Consider the following 15,551-nt stretch of genomic DNA (forward strand, 5'->3'; position numbering starts at 1 on the left):
CTCCGCGAGCTCCTCGGCCCACCAGGCCGGGATGCTACGAGCGGGCCCGCCGGAGAACCCGGCCAGGCGCCGGTACAGGCCGTCGGCCGAGGCAGCGCCCAGCAACCCGAACGCGGTGTAGGCCCCCGCGCTGTGGCCGTAGACGGTGACGTTGTCGGGGTCGCCGCCGAAGTGGGCGATGTTCCGCTTGATCCAGGTCAACGCGGCGATGACGTCCTGCAGGAAGAGGTTGCTGGCCTCGGCGAGCCGCCCGCCGTACTGCGACAGCGAGAGCGCCCCCAGCGCGCCGAGCCGATAGTTGATCGACACGCCCACCACACGTCCCGTCGCGGCGAGGCCCGCGGCGTTGGAGGTGATCTGCGTGTTCGCGCCGTACTCGAATCCGCCGCCGTGGATGTACACGGTCACCGGCAGCGCCTTGTCGGCCGGCTGCTCGGGAGCCCAGACGTTCAGGTTCAGGCAGTCCTCACCCATCCCGCTGTCGGCCTCCAGCCAGTCTCCGCTATCGGCCTGGACGGAGACGACCCCCTTGCGGTCGTAGGCGCGGTCCGGATCGAAGTCCGCGACCACAGGGCGGCGGTACCGCTCGGCGGTGGCGTACGGGATTCCCCACCAGGACCGCACTCCTGGTGCGGTCGGAGCCTTGGGTGCGGAGGCGGTCATGGCGTGTCCTTCCGGCGCGGCTCGGAGCGCCGCGCGGCATGTCAGCGGCTGTTTCTTACGGTGACTCCCTCCCATCTTTCTCCGGAGCCCGACACCGCCCCCAGCGAACAGCGGACACTCGATGGTCGCCAGGCGACACTTCCCCATGATCTGGCTGTTCGCGATCTACGGCTACCAGCTCTCCCCATCTACGGCTACCAGCTCTCCCCGCGCAGCACCGACCTCGCAGACACGCCTCCGCGGCGCACCAACACCTCCGCCGCCGACAAGCCCCTCGACACCATCACATCGACCGCCCGCGCGCGCCTCTCACCACACCCCCGACCAGCTACAACGCTGGCACGCGATCCCTTTCTGGCGTATTCCGGCTGGCCCCCAGATAGGCCTTCGGGTTCCGCGAGACAAGACCGCACGGGGACCGGTGCGGGCCGGAGACTCCTTCGCAGGGTGGTCCTCATCACCGGAAGGTGGGTCGAAGAGCATCACGAGCGGCCGACGCGTCGTGGCCTTCGCTCTGCCCCTGCCCGCCCAGCGCCGCAGTACGACGCAGATACCGCGGCCGGGTGGCCCCGACGGGGCGATGCCGGGCTGCAACGCGCCGATCGCCCGACGGCCGGGCGCAACGCGACGGGCAGCAGCAGCGCTGATTGCCTCTGTGCTAAGCGACGTTATCGCGCGGCAGATCACGCTGCGGGCGGCAGTGGACGGTTTCCGCGGTGTCTCCGCTCGGTCAATCTAATGCGGGAGCACCGAACGTGATGCAGTCGTAGGCCTGGTCCAGCAGCACCTCGACCACGTCGTGCTCGGCCGCCTGCAGCAGCGCCTCGGCGTCCCAGTCCAGCAGGCGCTTGGTGGCCGCGGCGAGCGTGGACTCCAGCGCATGGTTCAGCTCGCCATCGTGGAACAACACAACCGTCACCGCATCATCGTGCCGGACACCTCCGACAAAGTGCCGCACAACCCCGCTCTTCCTGTAGCGGGTCGAAGGCTGAGTCGCTGCCGAGTTGCCGTGACTGGCCAGTCTTCCCGAGCGCCCGGGACTGTGGGGATTTCTGTTGCTACGTTCCGGCAGCGGCTCACGCGGCCGGGAGGTGGCAAGATGGCGCAGCGGGTCGGTCCGGATCAGCGGGCGGCCGCGGTGGCGCGCCTGCGGGCGAAGGCCGGCCCGACCGAGCTGCTGCGGTATCGGCGGCGGCGCTCACCGCGGCCGGGAGCCTCCTGCTCGCGGCCGCCTTGATCGGGGCGTGGACATCGGGCGGCGGCGTGCTCGACGCGGGCGCGGCCGTCCTGGCCTTCGGTGCCGCTTCAACGCTTCGTCACGGTCGACTCTGTCGCGTGCTGCCGCTGCCGCATGGGCGGCGGGCGGGGGCCTCGGCCTCTTGGTGCTCGTCACGGCGGTGACCGGCCCCATGTTCCGTGACGTCTCGGACGCGGTCCGTCTCGGGGTGCCGCTGGCGGTCTTGGTGCCCGTCGCCGCGCTCGCATCCGGTGTCCGCGGTGTGGCCTGGACGGTCGTGGCCGCCGGCGCCTTGCACCTTCTCGTCCCATTCGGGGCGTTGGGCAGAGCTGATGTAGTCGCCATGGCCCGTACCGACACCGTACTGCTCACCAGAGTCCTGGGGCTGCTGGCGGCCGGGGCAGCGGCAGTCGTCCTGCGGCCGGTCCCCGACTATAGGGCCTGTTTCAAAGTTGATCAGAGCCATTCGTTGATGGCGACGATGTGGACGGTGGCCTGGTAGCGGACACCTCACCGGAGGGTTCTTAGGCGTCATCTCATTTGGCGGATGAGCTGTAGCCTGCGGTCGTGGAGATGGTTGAGCGGTTGGTGCCCGAGGAGTTGTGGGAGTTGTTCCAGCGGGTGGTGCCACCTGCACCGACGCGGCCGCAAGGTGGCGGCCGGCGTCGGCACGGTGATCGTGAGGTGCTGGCGGCGATCATCTTCGTGGCCACCACCGGCTGCACCTGGCAGCAGCTGCCGCCGGTGTTCGGCCCGTCCGCGCCCACCGCGCACCGCCGCTTCACCGAGTGGAGCAAGGCCCGGGTGTGGGCCAAGCTGCACCGCCTGGTGCTGGACGAGCTGGGCGGGCGCGGGGAGCTGGACTGGTCGCGGTGCGCGATCGACTCGGTCAGCGTCCGCGCGAGCAAAGGGGGGAGCTGACGGGCCCGAATCCTAATGACTCCTGACCGCCGCCCGTCGGCCCGGCCGTTTGGTCGATGTCTGGCCCGAATCAGGAGCATGGGACTCCCCTCGACAGGCGGACACGTTGGCGGGGCGGAGCCAGGCGGGCGGCGATCGCTGGTGGGCTTGGAGGTGAATCCAGCAAGATCGTGGGCTGAGCCAGTCGCAGGGACACCGCTCACCTGGATGAGGGCCACGAGCCCTGACGCAGAGGGCGGCCCTGCGGTCGGCTGGGGTCACGGACTGCTGATCGGATGTTGAGCCCCGAGCTCTCTCATTAGGGCGTGGCGTGTCCCCTGCACGGCTCACCGACCTGCACCAAGTCCCGTCGAAGGAGCGGTGAATCTTGAAAGTGACCTGCGGGATCGACTGGAGCGAGAAGCATCACGACGTCGCATTGCTCGACCAAGACGGCAAACTGATCGCACGCAAGCGCATTCTGGACGACGCCGCCGGCTGGAAGGCCCTGTTGGAGCTGTTCGCGGCGCATGGCGATACTCCCCAAGAGCCGATCCCTGTCGCGATCGAGACAGGCCGCGGCCTGCTGGTCGCCTGCCTGCGAGCCACCGGCCGCAAGGTCTATGCGATCAATCCGCTCGCCGTCGCCCGCTATCGGGAACGCCACACCGTCGCCCGGTCCAAAAGCGACCACGCCGACGCCATGACCTTGGCGAACATCCTGCGGGTCGACGCCGCCCACCACCGGCCGCTGCCCACCGACTCCGAACTGGTCCAAGCGATCGCGGTGCTGGCTCGCGCCCAGCAGGACGCGGTCTGGAATCGCCAGCAACTGGCCAACCAGCTCCGTTCCCTGCTGCGCGAATACTTCCCCGCCGCCCTGAAGGCCTTCCAGGTCAAGAACATCGGGCTGACCAGCCGCGAAGCCCGTGCCGTCCTGGCCCTCGCACCGACCCCAGCGCGAGCGGCCAAGCTCACCAAGCCACGCATCATCGCCGCGCTGCGCCGCACTGGACGCGAGCGGAACCTGCAGGCCTGGGCCGACCGGCTCCACTCGATCTTCCGCGAAGAGCAGATGCGCCAGCTTCCGATGGTCGAGGACGCCTTCGGCAAGCAGGCGCTGGCACTGCTGCGTCAGACCGATGCCGCCTGCCAGGCCGCCGACGAACTCGCCCAGGCCACCAGCGAGGTCTTCCATCAACATCCCGATGCCCGGATCGTGACCAGCTTTCCTGGCCTGGCCGACCTCACCGGCGCCCGGATCCTGGCCGAGATCGGCGACGATCGTGAGCGCTTCGCCGACGCCAGACGGCTGAAGGCCTACGCCGGATCCGCACCCATCACCCGCGCCTCCGGCAAGTCCACGGTGGTGCACCACCGCAAGGTCAAGAACCAAAGGCTGGCAGCGGCCGGCTATGTCTGGGCCTTCGCCTCACTGCAAGCCGCCGGCCCCAGAGCCCACTACGACCACCGCCGCAACGTCGGCGACCGCCACTCCAGCGCCCAGCGCAACACCTTCAACCGCATGCTCGGATGCCTGTTCCACTGCCTCCGAACCGGCACGCCCTACGACGAACAGCAAGCCTTCGGCCCCCGCCTCGCCGCCGCCGCTTGACACACGACGAAGATCGGATGTCTGTCGACCGCAGCAAGAACGGGTCGAAGATCCATCTGCTCGTCGATCGTGCCGGACTGCCGCTGTCTGTCGGAATCTCGGCGGCCAACACCCATGACAAGCTCGCGCTGCAACCCCTCGTGCGCGGCATCGCACCGATCCGCTCACGGCGCGGCCCGCGCAGGCGCCGTCCCACCAAGCTGCACGCCGACAAAGGCTACGACTACGCCGACCTGCGGCACTGGCTGCGCGGACGCGGTATCACCCCGCGCATCGCCCGCCGCGGGATCGAGTCCCCGGCCCGGCTGGGCCGGCACCGCTGGGTGGTCGAACGCACGGTGTCCTGGCTGAACGGCTGCCGCCGCCTGCACCGCCGCTACGAACGCAAACCCGAACACTTCCTGGCCTTCGTCGCCATCGCCGCCACGCTGATCTGCCACCGCCGACTCACCAATTGAGACGACGTCTTAGGAGGGAAGGGTGAAGCCTTCGGGCGGGGAGCCTTCGACGAAGAGCAGCCCAACCCGAACCTTGCCGTCTCGGATCTCCCTGGCCCGCCGGTACCCAGGGGAGTCGTACCACTGCCGGACACGGTCCATGTCGGGGAACTCGATGATCAGGAGCCGGGAGGAGGCCCAGGCGCCTTCGATCGGTTCGGGCACAGAGCCCGCGACCAGGTAACGGCCGCCGTGGTCGAGGATCGACCGCTGGGCCACGGGAGCGTAGGCCCAGCCGGCCTCCTCGTCGAGCACATCGACGTTGGCGATGACGTAAGCAGGCATGGAAACCCCGTTTCCTTTGGACACGCCGTATACATTTGACTCGGCGAAGAGTAATGCATCCCTGTAACCTGCTCAAGGTGGGCATCGATGACGGCGAACGCGGCGGCGGCCCGATGAGCCGCCGGGAGCGGCTGCGAGTGGAGACGAGCCGGGAGATCAAGGCCATCGCGCTGCGGCAGATGGCCGAAGGCGGGCCGGGAGCGATCTCGCTGCGGGGCATCGCCCGCGAAATGGGGATGACCGCTCGCGCGATCTACAGCTACTTCCCCACCCGGGACGACCTGATCACGGCACTGATCAGCGAGATCGGCGCCTCGCTCGCGGATGCGCTGGAGTCCGCCAGCAACGCAGTACCCAACACCGACCCCGGTGGCAGGTTGACGGCCTGGGGCCAGGCGCTGAGGGAGTGGGCACTGGCCCATCCGGAGTGCTTTCGGCTCTTTTACGGACATCCCGTCCCGGGCTACCAGCCGCCCGAGGACGGGCCGGTCGACCAGACGGCCCGCCGCGTGTGCCGCGAACTCACCCGCCTGGTGGCGACCGCGTGGCCGCATGCCCGGCACCACCAACCCGAAGACACCTCTTGGTCCGACCTCCATCCGGACTACGTGGCGAAGATCCAGGAGGATCTCCCCGACGTGCCGCCCGCCGCGGCGGCCCTCGCACTGCGCGTCTGGGGCCGGATGCACGGCCTGGTCACCCTGGAGATCGACGGCCACATCCACCCCGTAGCAGGCAACCCGGCCGCCCTGCACCGAGCCGAGATGCTCGACCTGGTCAGGTCACTGGGCCTGAGCTGAGCCACGTCTGATCACGCCATAAAAAGTGACGGTTCGCCACGTATAGCTACTCTGGCCCTGGGGCCACGTTCGGGAGAACACCGCCGTTTCATAGACGGTGACCGGCGGCCGAAAGCCTCGGCTGCGGATCAGACCGGCTTTCGCTTCAGACCCCCCTCCGGGGCAGTGCCGCAGCAGCGACTTGCGGTCGTACTCGCCAGACTTGATGTAGTCGGCCATGTACGGCGCCAACGACAGCACGTCGTCCGTGATCGCAGCCGGGTGGTTGGCCAACTCCTCGTTCGGATACAGGGCCGCCAGCGTACGAGCGGCCAGGTCCACGGCGCGGCCACGGATCTCCTGATCTTCAGTCGCAGCCCGGAACCCTACTCAGGCTGGGACACCCTCCACCGATAGAACCGGCAGCGGCGTGGACCAGGCCGGTTCGGTGACCGGCAAGGCACCGAGCGCGGTGCACTTCAGATCGCTCAGCTGGCGTAGGCTGCCTCGGCCGTGTCGCTACTGGCCGTTCCGATCCTCCAAGCAGTCTCGCGGGCCTACCGCTTGCGTTTCTTCGTCCGCTTCTTGGTTGTGTTCCTGGTCGCCGACGTCCCGCCGCCCCGGCCGAATTTCTCCCACAAGGACCATCCCCGCGTGCGCGGGGAACGGGGCTGTGACTGGACGGTGACGAACCCGCCGCGGGGACCATCCCCGCGCGGGGATGATCCCTCCTGGTCAAGGCCAAGCCCATGCTCACCGACTGCTCCCCGCGCGCGGGGATGATCCCGGCTCGACATCACCACCCAGACTGCGCGACGCCTGCTCCCCGCGCACGGCGTTGCTACGGGTTGGCCGCTTGGTCCAGCACCGCCACGGGCTGCTGCGCGTGGGCGGCCTCATCTATCAGTTCCGCCACGCCGAACTCCACGGCCACCTCACCGCCACCTACCCGGCCTGGGGGCGCCCGGAACAGCCCGGATCCAGGTGGAGGCGGCCCGCGAGGGGCGCCGGACGTCCACCAGCGAGGCCCGGATGCACCAAGGCGGCAAGGAGGTCCTGCGTGTCACCGCCACGTTCGCCGACCTCGACCAGGCCAACGGCCGCACCCTGTCCCTGGCGCCCATGCCCGACCTGCCCGCGCCGGACGATCTCGTTGACCCTTGGCCGACGTCGCGCCGCCCGGCATTGCCGGACGCGGTAGGCCCGGCGGGAGGCGGCCTTGTGCGTTGGCTGCCAACAGCACGGTTTCATGCGGTCACGAGATCGGGAAGCGGGACGGGATTGTCCTCCGGGCTCAACGCGCTGGTGCGGTTGTGGAAGCGGGCCGCGGCCGCCGGCGGGGAGCAATGACAGCACACCAGCCCGGCCAGTTCCAGCCCGCTTGTCCCGAGAAGACCCGATCAACCCCGCAACCTGTGCGCCCACCTGTGCCCCCTCCGGCCGCCCCGGCTGCTCCGCGCGGCACGCGGCCCGTTCCCGCCGCCGCTCGCAGCGGGTCAACGGGCCCGTATCGACGAGGGCACTCCAGGCCTGCCGCCTCACCGCACTTAAACAATCTGTTCAACTGGGAACGTTGACAACGAATAGTTCAAGTGCCAGTGTGAGGGCATGGCTTCCACGGCGCAGGCTCCAGACGATCCCTTCACCGCTCCCGATCCCGGCCGGACCCGTGCCCAGCGTGAGTTCGCGGCCCTGTTCCGCATCCGCGACCGGCACGCGGGCGGCACCCGGATGCGCGATCGGCAGGCGCATCCCGATGTCCCGGGCCCGCATGAGGCCGTGCGGCTCATCGCCTTCCTGCTGTCGGGCGCGGCCGCGCTCAACGACGATGAACCAGAAGTGGACCATGGCGACATGGTGGCCGCGCTGACACTGCTGCCGCGCGTGCGCGCCGAGTTCGACGACCTGGAGGCCAGCCTGCTCATGATGGCCCGGGGGCGGGGCATGACCTGGCAGGAGATCGCCTTCGGCCTCGGCCTGGGCACCCCACAGGCCGCCCGCCAACGCTATGAGCGGCTTGCCGAACGCGCCACCCCTGATCCCATCGCCGAACCGTGAGAGCGCACCCGGCTGCTGCCGGGGACGACGGTGGCTCCGCACGGGCGACCTGGCCTAGCCCCCTCGCAGCGACGCGCAGAGTTCCCACCAAGGTGGAGGGATGCTTTGCGCGTGTCACATCGCAACGGCCCCCGCTGCTCCCCTCCGGCCGACCATGACCAAGCGGACTCACCACCCTGCTGATTCCACGCGCAGTCGGCTGAGACCGTGGCCCCAGTGTGAGGATGGCGGCAGCGAGAACGGGCAATCGTGACATCCCGGCATGCCAGGACCGGCAGACTGCGCAGCATGGACCTCAATCGTCGGGAGGCCGGGACCCGAGGCAGGCTGCGGCGATCGGTGGTGACAGTGGTGATGGCGTGTGCGTTGACCGCCTGTTCGGGGCAGCAGGGGCAGATCACCGCGAGCACGTCGCCGGTTCCGGCGACCGCCGAGATCGTCCAGCGCCCGACGACCTTCCCGCCCGCTCCGACGCATCGGCTCGGGTACGACAACGCCAAGTACTGGACACAGCGCGCCTTCACCGAAACCGGCCCCAAGACGGGACGCTCGTACGCTCTGGACGCGCCGGCCCAACGGCGCGCGCTCGCGCTCGCCGACGCGCTCGGGCTAGCGGCGACTCCCATCTCCTTCGGGGCCAATCCCTGGCAAGCCGCGCAGGGCACGGCCAAGCTCGAAATATGGCCTGACAGCGGGGGCCGCTGGAGGTACCGGCGGCAATCGACCATCAGCGGCTCCGCAACGGTGGACGATCGCCAGGCCCGCGCACTGGCCCGGCCCGTCCTGCGTGCGGCCGGACTCGATCCTGCTGGCGCCCGAGCCGACCACTCCACTGCCGTGCTCGAACCCCGCGTGCAAGGGCACCCGACCTGGGGCTGGGAAACCGAGATCCACCTTGATGCCAAGGGCGTCGTCTACGCCTCCGGCTGGCTCGGGCCTACCCGGGCGGAAACAGAGCGTGCGCTGCTGGCCGCCGCGCAGGCGTTCACCCGCCTGCAACAGCAAGCGGCCAGACCGCGTAAGGCGAGCAAGGCATGCCCGGCCGTCTTCCGGCCCCATTCGCCCGGCTGCCCTCCTCCCACCGTGCCGTCCTTGGTGACGGGAGCACGGTTCGCCTACGCATTGGACTGGGGCCTGGAGGGGCATCGGCCCCGGCTCGTACCTGCCTGGCTGTTCACCAGGCAAGGCGTGCCTGCTCCCGCCGTGTTCGCCGCCTGAAGGCCAGCAACACGCTTCGAGTCGGCATGCGACGGCGCGACCTGTCTGAGCTTGTTATTAACATCTGACCTGCGTTTTCATTGATCCATTGTTGCTGTGTGCGGCGGGTTCAGGCTTGGCGTCGGGATTTGGTTCCCTGCTTGTGGTGGGCCGGGCGTGCATAGGCTTCGCCGGTGGCCAGGACCCGGCCGACCTCGTGTTGTGCGATGTGCTGGCGGTTGGTGACGCCCTGAAGCGCCCCGGGGGGACTGATTAGCTGTGGCACAGGCAGTGATCTTCCCGGCGAGTCAGGTTCTCCTGGAGGGAGGCCAGTTGCGCTGGAGGCCGCCGGACTGGCCTTGTTGAGGCGCTTCCCAGCGCAGGCCGCCGTTCTCGGGGGCGGGGGTGATCCGTTGCATGCCGCCGAGTTTGCAGTTGCCTTCGAGGGTGCGGGTGGAGAAGAACACGATGGCCGGTTCGACGGACACCAAGACGGCGGCCGCCCGGCACCTGTCGCCGCCGCCGGTCACGGTGATCTCGACGGCCTCGGTGCCCGCTGTGCCGTCGGAGATGTCGAAGGTCTTTCTTGGGGGCGGGGCCGTGCTTCCGGCGGTGGGCCGTCCAATCGTGGTCCACCACTGGCCGCGGTAGCGTTCGGGGACCCGGTCGCCGGAGGCCTTGGACAGGGTGGCCGATGTCGATCCCGCCGTCCAGTTCAGCGTTGCGTCGCCCGCCAGTTCCATGCTCCAGCGTGAGCCGTTGCCGCAGGCTCCGGCGGGGACGCTGCGCACGGTATGGGACCGCAGTTCGGCGGAGTCGGCGCCGGCCGGGATCAGCGTCAGCCGGGTCTCGCACAAGGTGTCGTCGGTGACCGACCAGATCGAGCCGGCGGTGCCGCCGCTCGGGCCCGGTCGCAGGGTGACGCGCCGCAGCCACTGCTCGCGGGTCGCGGGGTGGTAGGACTGGCCTTCCCAGGTGCCGACCATGGCCTGCGGCATGTGTCCGGCGGGTGTCGTCGGCGTCCGCCCGGCCGTAGGCGTCGTCGCGTCGAGCGCCGCCGGGACGCCCGGCTCCGGTTCACCGTTCTGAAGGACGACAAGTGCCACGGCGATGGCGAGAACGGTTCCGAAGGCTCCGGCGGCGAGGTAGGCAGGTGTCCGCGTCCGCCGCGTGGCCGGTGTGGTGTCGGCGGACGAGGGTGGCGGGCCAGACGGTACCGGCCGTCCTCGTACATCGGTATGGTGCGCCGGGAGCGCGCTGAAGGTGGGCGCGTGCTCGGGTGCTTGGAGTTCCAGCAGGCGGGCGGCGCCGCGGCCGATGTCGGCGGTGACGGCGGCCGGCAGCCAGGGGTCGGCGGGCTCGTCGGGCAGGAGGGCGAGGATCTCGTCCGGGCGGGGACGCGCGTCGGGGCTTTTTGCCAGGCACGCCTTCGCGACCTGCCGCACCCGCTCGGGCAGCGCGCCGAGGTCGGGCTCCTCGTGGGCGATGCGGTACATCACCGCGTGCATGTCGAGGTCGGGACCGCCGAACGGTTCGTGCCCGCTGGCCGCGTACGCCAGCACCGCGCCGAGGCAGAACACGTCGCCGGCGGGTGTCGGCCGCTGCCCGCGTATCTGCTCGGGCGACATGAAGCCGGGCGACCCGATGACCGCTCCGGTACGGGTGGCGACGGCGGCGTCCAGCGATCGTGCGATGCCGAAGTCGATGACGCGCGGCCCGTCCAGCGTCACCAGGACGTTGGACGGCTTGAGGTCGCGGTGGACCAGGCCGCAGGCGTGCACCGCTTGCAGCGCGCGGGCCAGCCCGCCGGTCAGCGTGAGAGTGGAGTGCTCCGGCAGCGGGCCGTGCCGGGCGACCGTCTCGCGGAGCGTGGGGCCGGGCACGTAGGCGGTGGCCAGCCATGGCGTCGGAGCGGAGGTGTCGGCGTCCAGGACCTGCGCCGTCCAGGTGCCGCCCACCCGCCGGGCCGCCGCCACCTCCCGCTCGAAGCGGGACCGGAACTCCCGGTCGCGGGCGAGTTCGGGATGCACCATCTTGACCGCGACCGTGCGTCCCCGCCGGTCGCGTCCCAGGTACACCTGTCCCATTCCGCCCGCGCCGAGCCGGGCCAGCAGCCGGTAGCCGCCGGCTTCCACCGGATCGTCAGGCCGCAGGGCGTCCATGCCGCCGGCTCCTGTCATCGTCGTGCGCCGATACCTCGCGGTGGTCGATCGTGATCAGCATCTGGAGGCGCCGGGCCAGGCACGCCGCGGTGAACAGATGGTCGGCGAGCTCGACCAGGTCGGGATCGGCCTCGAGGTCACCGGTGGCGGCGACCAGCCGGTCGAGTGCCGCGGGGAACCAGGTGCGCGACGGCGTGCCGATGCCGGCGGGGAAGGGGCGGGTGTTCCACGGAACGAAGACCTCATGGTCGTTGAAGAGCCTGCCGAAGAGTTCGCGGGTGCCGTCGGTGAGGACGAGTGCGTCGACGCGCGCGCGAGCCGCCGGGTCGGCGGTCACGGCGACGGCGACCTCCGCCCTGTCCTTAGCGGCGCGCGGCCGCCGGAAGGTGATGCGGTCCTCACCGTGCATCACGCCGAACGAACCTCCGTGATCGAGGGTCGCCTCGGCGAACGGGCGCCATTCGCCGAGGATCTCGGCTCGGTCCTGCTCGGCCGGATACCGCAGGATCCCCCAAGAGACGTCCATGCGGTCAGCTCATCGCCATCTGCACGACGCCACATACCTCCGCCGGTCCCCAATGGACCCCTGCCGATCTCGAGTCCAGGAAGAGTCCGATCACATTCCTACCTTTGACAATCTGTTGATAATAACAGACGATGTGCGTAGATTTGCGGACAGGGAGTCGTCCGAGAGCGGAACTCGACGCGGGTCCACGTGGCCCTTCCTCGACTCAGAAGGTGTGTGTTGGCATCCGAAGCAGCTCCGGCGTCGCCCGAACCCGTGGCAGGAGCGGGATCGGGGCGCCGGCGGCCGCGGATGAGCCGCGGCGACCGGCAGGAGATCGCCCTGCTCGACAGCGCCGAGCGGCTGATGGCGGCCAAGCCCCTGGCCGAGATCGACCTCGCGCAGATCGCCGCGGGCGCCGGGCTCTCGCGGGCCGCGGTGTACTTCTACTTCGACAACAAGGACGCGGTGGTACGGGCCGCGCTCGACCGGACGATCGAGTCGGCGATGGGCATCCTCACCGTGCACGGCGACCAGGGCCTGGAGCGGATCCTCGACGAGGTGATCTCCGGCTTCGCCGAATGGTGGCGGCACAACAGCGGCCTGCTGTGCGCGATCATCGACCAGACCGGACGCGACGCCGCGCTCCGCGAGACCTGGCGCCGCTTCTTCGAACGCGCCGCCGACGTCCAGGCCGCCGCGCTCGAACGCGACCGGGCCGCGGGCCTGGTGCCCGACCTCGGCGACGCCCGCGCCATGTGCATCGCGCTCACCTACATGTGCGAGCGCAACTGGTACATGCTCTTCTCCCGCGAGCACACCCTCCAGGAGGAGGCGGAGATGCACGCCCTGCTGTCGCGGCTGTGCCGGCGCGCGCTGGGCTACCCCGACCGCTGAGCCGTCTTTCCCCACGAGCCGTTCACAAGGAGCACCCATGCCCAGCCCCGGAAGAACCGCCGGTGTCGCCGTGGTCGCCGCCATGAGCCTGACCGGTTGCCTCGGAACGGACGGGGACGCGGCGCAGCCAGCCCGCGGCACCGGCGCCCGGCCGCCCAGCGGCACGATCGGCACGGCCGACCCGGACAAGGTGATCGCCCGGCAGACCTTCGGGTCGCCGATCGCCGATGGCGCCACGCTGGAGATCGGCATCATCGAGCTGAAGGTCTCCGGGCGGCTGGCCCATCTGACCCTGGTGCTCACCCCCCGAAATGCGGGATCGGACCAGGTCAGCGTTTCTCAGCTGAACGGCCGTAGCGCCCCTGACGTCGCGCTCCTGGACACCGTCAACCTCAAGCGCTACAGGGTGGTGAGGGCGGGCTCGCGCCAGCTGCAGCCGCACTACATCTTCGACAAGGTTCGCAACAACCGGCCCAATGTGCAGACCTACACCTTCGCCGCGCCGCCCGAATCCGTGCGCGCCGTGGACGTCTCGTTCGGGCAGTGGGCCCCGTTCCGCAACGTTCCGGTGACCCGGTGAACCGCCGCGCCCAAGCCGTCGCGGCGGCGGTCCTGCTGGGCGGCGCGCTCGCGCCTGCGCCGGCCGCGCCTGCGCTGGCCGTGGCCGCGCCGGAACCGACCGACCAGGAGATCGCCGCGTCCATCCAGGACCTGGACCATGCCGCGTCGACCCAGAACATCGACCTCGCCGCCTCGATCGTCGCGCTCCGCCAGGAACGCACCGACGGCTCGTCCACCACCCTGCGCATCAACGCCGACGTGCTGTTCGAGTTCGGAAAGCACGACCTCACCCCGGCCGCCCGCACCGCGATCGCCGCCGCCGCGGCCCGCCTGCGCGGCGCCACCGGCACCGTACGCGTCGTCGGCTACACCGACTCGCTGGGAACGGACGCGGACAACCTGCGGCTGTCGCGGGACCGCGCGGAATCCGTCCGCGCCGAACTCGCCCGTACCGCCGGAACGCTCCGCATCGAAGCGACCGGCCGAGGCGAGGCCGACCCCGTCCAGCCCAACACCAAGAACGGCGAGGACAACCCCGAAGGACGCGCCGAGAACCGCCGCGTGGAAATCACCTTCCAAGGCCGCTGAACGGCCGCTCGCCCGCCGCCATGACGGGCACGTTAAGGGAACCAGAAAAGGGTAGATCCGTGAGCGGTCATAGAGGGCATCCTCCGGGATGGTCAGATCCCTACGGTCAAGGCTGGAGCAATCCCGGCGCCCATCACCCCGGCAATACGGGAAGGGGCGCCTCCGGGTCGACCATCGCGGCGCTGGTGTGCGGCCTGATCGCCCTCGTCGCCTGCTGCAACCTGCTCGCGATCCCCGCGATCGTCACCTCCGCCATGGCGATCGGCCGCGCCAACAGCGACGCCGCCTCGGCCCGCAAGCTGACCATCTGGAGCTGGGGAATCCTCGTCCTGGCCTTCCTCCTGCCGATCACCGCCCTCGCCGTCCTGCTGGGCGTGGACGCGACCAACGGCGGCCTCGACGACCACGGTCTCTGACGCCTCGTTCAAAAGCGTCAGGAAATTCTCCGCGGCCAGCGCGCCGCGTACAGCCCGGCTTCGCTCATCGCACCTCTGGCCTGACCATCTGCTCCTCGAAATGGTGTGCTGCTCACGCACGGAAGAACGCGGCGGAACTCGCGTCATCCTTATGTCTCCTTTCGGCTCGGGTTGATCAACTGAGGTCGTCGATGCACGCCGATCCGGAGGAATTCATGCGTTTCACCCGCGCCGGTTTCGTCCTTACCGCCACAGCCCTGATTATCGCCGGAACCGCTTCTGCGGCCTCGGCGGGGCCGTTCCCCGACCCGGCGCCAGGCGGGCCGCTGCGGCCCCAGGAGCCCGACGTCACCGGCCCCCGCAACCTGGACACGATCACCGTCCAGGCCACCCGGAACGCCGGACGCAGCGTCACCATCGCCTTCGACCGCCGCAGCCGTACCGCCCAGAACACTGTTCCCGCGGCGGCGCGCCGGTTCGTGTTCCTGTTCGACCGCGCGGTCCGCTTCAATCCCGAGGCGTTCCCGACCTGCGCCCGCAAGACCGTCGACGAACAGGGCGTCCAGGCATGCCCGCCCGCCTCCCGGGTCGGTTCCGGCCGGCTGACCGCCTTCGACGGCACCGAGCAGGACGTCCTGCTGTTCAACAGCCGGGTCAACGGGATGCGCGGCGCCCTGGTCGTGATCCCCGAAGCCGGCATGGTCCTGGAGCAGACCTTCGAGCGAGCCTCCGCGCCCTACCGCCGCGACCATCGCTGGACCCTGGACGAGATCGTCCCGCCCACCCCCGTCCCGCCGGCACAACGCGCCGGAACGGCCCGCTTCGAACTCTCCTTCGGCGCCACCCGCATGATCGGCGGCCGCCCGGTCGGCTACGCCGAGACCACCGCACGCCCCGGCACTCGCCTGCGCTTCGGCCTCTGGAGCGAATTCGTCACCGGCCAGACCGCACTTCCCGCCGACACCGCCCGACTGCCCTGACCCCGGAGTAGCCCGCCACAGGCCGGGCCGTACGGACGCCAAGAGACGCGCACCACCGGCCCCGTACGGCCCGGCCACCGCACGCCCTGCTCACACCTGCTGAAGCACGCGCGTTTTTCACCACGCCGCCGACGCATCGCCTGCACCGGGCCCTGTCGCGGGTCCGCCAGCGCCCATCGTCCTGGCGGATCCCCCCGAGCAAATCCCACGT

At 70.0% G+C, this 15,551-nt stretch carries 17 protein-coding genes and 2 pseudogenes; 13 read left to right on the top strand and 6 right to left on the bottom strand.

Features of this window, described 5'->3' with window-relative positions:
* Positions 1-45 precede the first annotated feature (45 nt).
* Together ACA361_RS38025 and ACA361_RS38030 are read right to left on the bottom strand one after the other, a co-directional pair.
* Positions 46-810, bottom strand: a pseudogene (locus ACA361_RS38025) (carboxylesterase family protein); the annotation flags it as partial.
* A gap of 583 nt (positions 811-1,393) precedes the next feature.
* A complete protein-coding gene (locus ACA361_RS38030) occupies positions 1,394-1,582 on the bottom strand; it encodes a hypothetical protein (protein WP_375019978.1) in 189 nt (62 codons plus the stop codon).
* A gap of 460 nt (positions 1,583-2,042) precedes the next feature.
* Between ACA361_RS38030 and ACA361_RS38035 the strand changes: the two genes are divergently transcribed.
* The 4 genes and pseudogenes from ACA361_RS38035 (at position 2,043) to ACA361_RS38050 (ending at position 4,873) form a co-directional block, all read left to right on the top strand.
* Positions 2,043-2,402, top strand: a complete 360-nt coding sequence (locus tag ACA361_RS38035; protein WP_375019979.1) for a hypothetical protein — start codon at positions 2,043-2,045, stop codon at positions 2,400-2,402.
* 65 nt (positions 2,403-2,467) lie between these two features.
* Positions 2,468-2,841 (top strand): annotated as a pseudogene (locus tag ACA361_RS38040) (transposase); the annotation flags it as partial.
* A gap of 347 nt (positions 2,842-3,188) precedes the next feature.
* On the top strand, positions 3,189-4,415 hold the full coding sequence (locus ACA361_RS38045) for an IS110 family transposase (RefSeq protein WP_375019980.1): 1,227 nt from the start codon (positions 3,189-3,191) through the stop codon (positions 4,413-4,415).
* Entirely contained in the window at positions 4,334-4,873 is a 540-nt protein-coding gene (locus tag ACA361_RS38050) for an IS5 family transposase (protein ID WP_375019981.1), read from the top strand. Before ACA361_RS38045 ends, ACA361_RS38050 begins: the two co-directional genes overlap by 82 nt.
* A 9-nt stretch (positions 4,874-4,882) precedes the next feature.
* Here the strand turns inward: ACA361_RS38050 and ACA361_RS38055 are convergent, their stop codons facing one another.
* Positions 4,883-5,197, bottom strand: a complete 315-nt coding sequence (locus ACA361_RS38055; RefSeq protein WP_375019982.1) for a DUF1330 domain-containing protein — start codon at positions 5,195-5,197, stop codon at positions 4,883-4,885.
* A gap of 77 nt (positions 5,198-5,274) precedes the next feature.
* Between ACA361_RS38055 and ACA361_RS38060 the strand changes: the two genes are divergently transcribed.
* Complete coding sequence (locus ACA361_RS38060) at positions 5,275-5,997, top strand: TetR/AcrR family transcriptional regulator (protein WP_375019983.1); 723 nt, start codon at positions 5,275-5,277, stop codon at positions 5,995-5,997.
* On the opposite strand, the gene ACA361_RS38065 is transcribed toward ACA361_RS38060, so the two are convergent.
* Positions 5,980-6,318, bottom strand: coding sequence for a hypothetical protein (locus ACA361_RS38065; protein ID WP_375019984.1), 339 nt, complete (start codon positions 6,316-6,318; stop codon positions 5,980-5,982). The two genes, ACA361_RS38060 and ACA361_RS38065, sit on opposite strands and share 18 nt — an antisense overlap.
* Positions 6,319-6,795: 477 nt before the next feature.
* Between ACA361_RS38065 and ACA361_RS38070 the strand changes: the two genes are divergently transcribed.
* From ACA361_RS38070 to ACA361_RS38080, 3 genes are all read left to right on the top strand, one after another.
* Positions 6,796-7,326: an acyl-CoA thioesterase domain-containing protein gene (locus tag ACA361_RS38070; RefSeq protein WP_375020061.1), complete on the top strand. Its 531-nt coding sequence runs from the start codon at positions 6,796-6,798 to the stop codon at positions 7,324-7,326.
* A gap of 258 nt (positions 7,327-7,584) precedes the next feature.
* Positions 7,585-8,034, top strand: a complete 450-nt coding sequence (locus ACA361_RS38075) for a DNA-binding protein (protein ID WP_375019985.1) — start codon at positions 7,585-7,587, stop codon at positions 8,032-8,034.
* Between the two features lie 288 nt (positions 8,035-8,322).
* Positions 8,323-9,252 carry a hypothetical protein gene (locus ACA361_RS38080; RefSeq protein WP_375019986.1) on the top strand — a complete coding sequence of 310 codons (930 nt, stop codon included), beginning with the start codon at positions 8,323-8,325 and terminating at the stop codon, positions 9,250-9,252.
* A 287-nt stretch (positions 9,253-9,539) separates the two neighbouring features.
* On the opposite strand, the gene ACA361_RS38085 is transcribed toward ACA361_RS38080, so the two are convergent.
* Positions 9,540-11,393, bottom strand: a complete 1,854-nt coding sequence (locus tag ACA361_RS38085) for a protein kinase (protein ID WP_375019987.1) — start codon at positions 11,391-11,393, stop codon at positions 9,540-9,542.
* Positions 11,374-11,919, bottom strand: a complete 546-nt coding sequence (locus ACA361_RS38090) for a hypothetical protein (RefSeq protein WP_375019988.1) — start codon at positions 11,917-11,919, stop codon at positions 11,374-11,376. Before ACA361_RS38090 ends, ACA361_RS38085 begins: the two co-directional genes overlap by 20 nt.
* Before the next feature lie 291 nt (positions 11,920-12,210).
* On the opposite strand from ACA361_RS38090, the gene ACA361_RS38095 reads away from it, so the two are divergent.
* The 5 genes from ACA361_RS38095 (at position 12,211) to ACA361_RS38115 (ending at position 15,340) form a co-directional block, all read left to right on the top strand.
* Positions 12,211-12,795, top strand: a complete 585-nt coding sequence (locus ACA361_RS38095; protein WP_375019989.1) for a TetR/AcrR family transcriptional regulator — start codon at positions 12,211-12,213, stop codon at positions 12,793-12,795.
* 37 nt (positions 12,796-12,832) lie between these two features.
* Entirely contained in the window at positions 12,833-13,375 is a 543-nt protein-coding gene (locus ACA361_RS38100) for a hypothetical protein (protein ID WP_375019990.1), read from the top strand.
* A complete protein-coding gene (locus ACA361_RS38105; protein WP_375019991.1) occupies positions 13,372-13,944 on the top strand; it encodes an OmpA family protein in 573 nt (190 codons plus the stop codon). Before ACA361_RS38100 ends, ACA361_RS38105 begins: the two co-directional genes overlap by 4 nt.
* Before the next feature lie 185 nt (positions 13,945-14,129).
* Complete coding sequence (locus tag ACA361_RS38110; protein ID WP_375019992.1) at positions 14,130-14,360, top strand: hypothetical protein; 231 nt, start codon at positions 14,130-14,132, stop codon at positions 14,358-14,360.
* Positions 14,361-14,575: 215 nt separating this feature from the next.
* Complete coding sequence (locus ACA361_RS38115; protein WP_375019993.1) at positions 14,576-15,340, top strand: hypothetical protein; 765 nt, start codon at positions 14,576-14,578, stop codon at positions 15,338-15,340.
* Positions 15,341-15,551: the final 211 nt, after the last annotated feature.

The organism is Actinomadura sp. 21ATH (assembly GCF_041951345.1).
GTDB lineage: Bacteria > Actinomycetota > Actinomycetes > Streptosporangiales > Streptosporangiaceae > Spirillospora.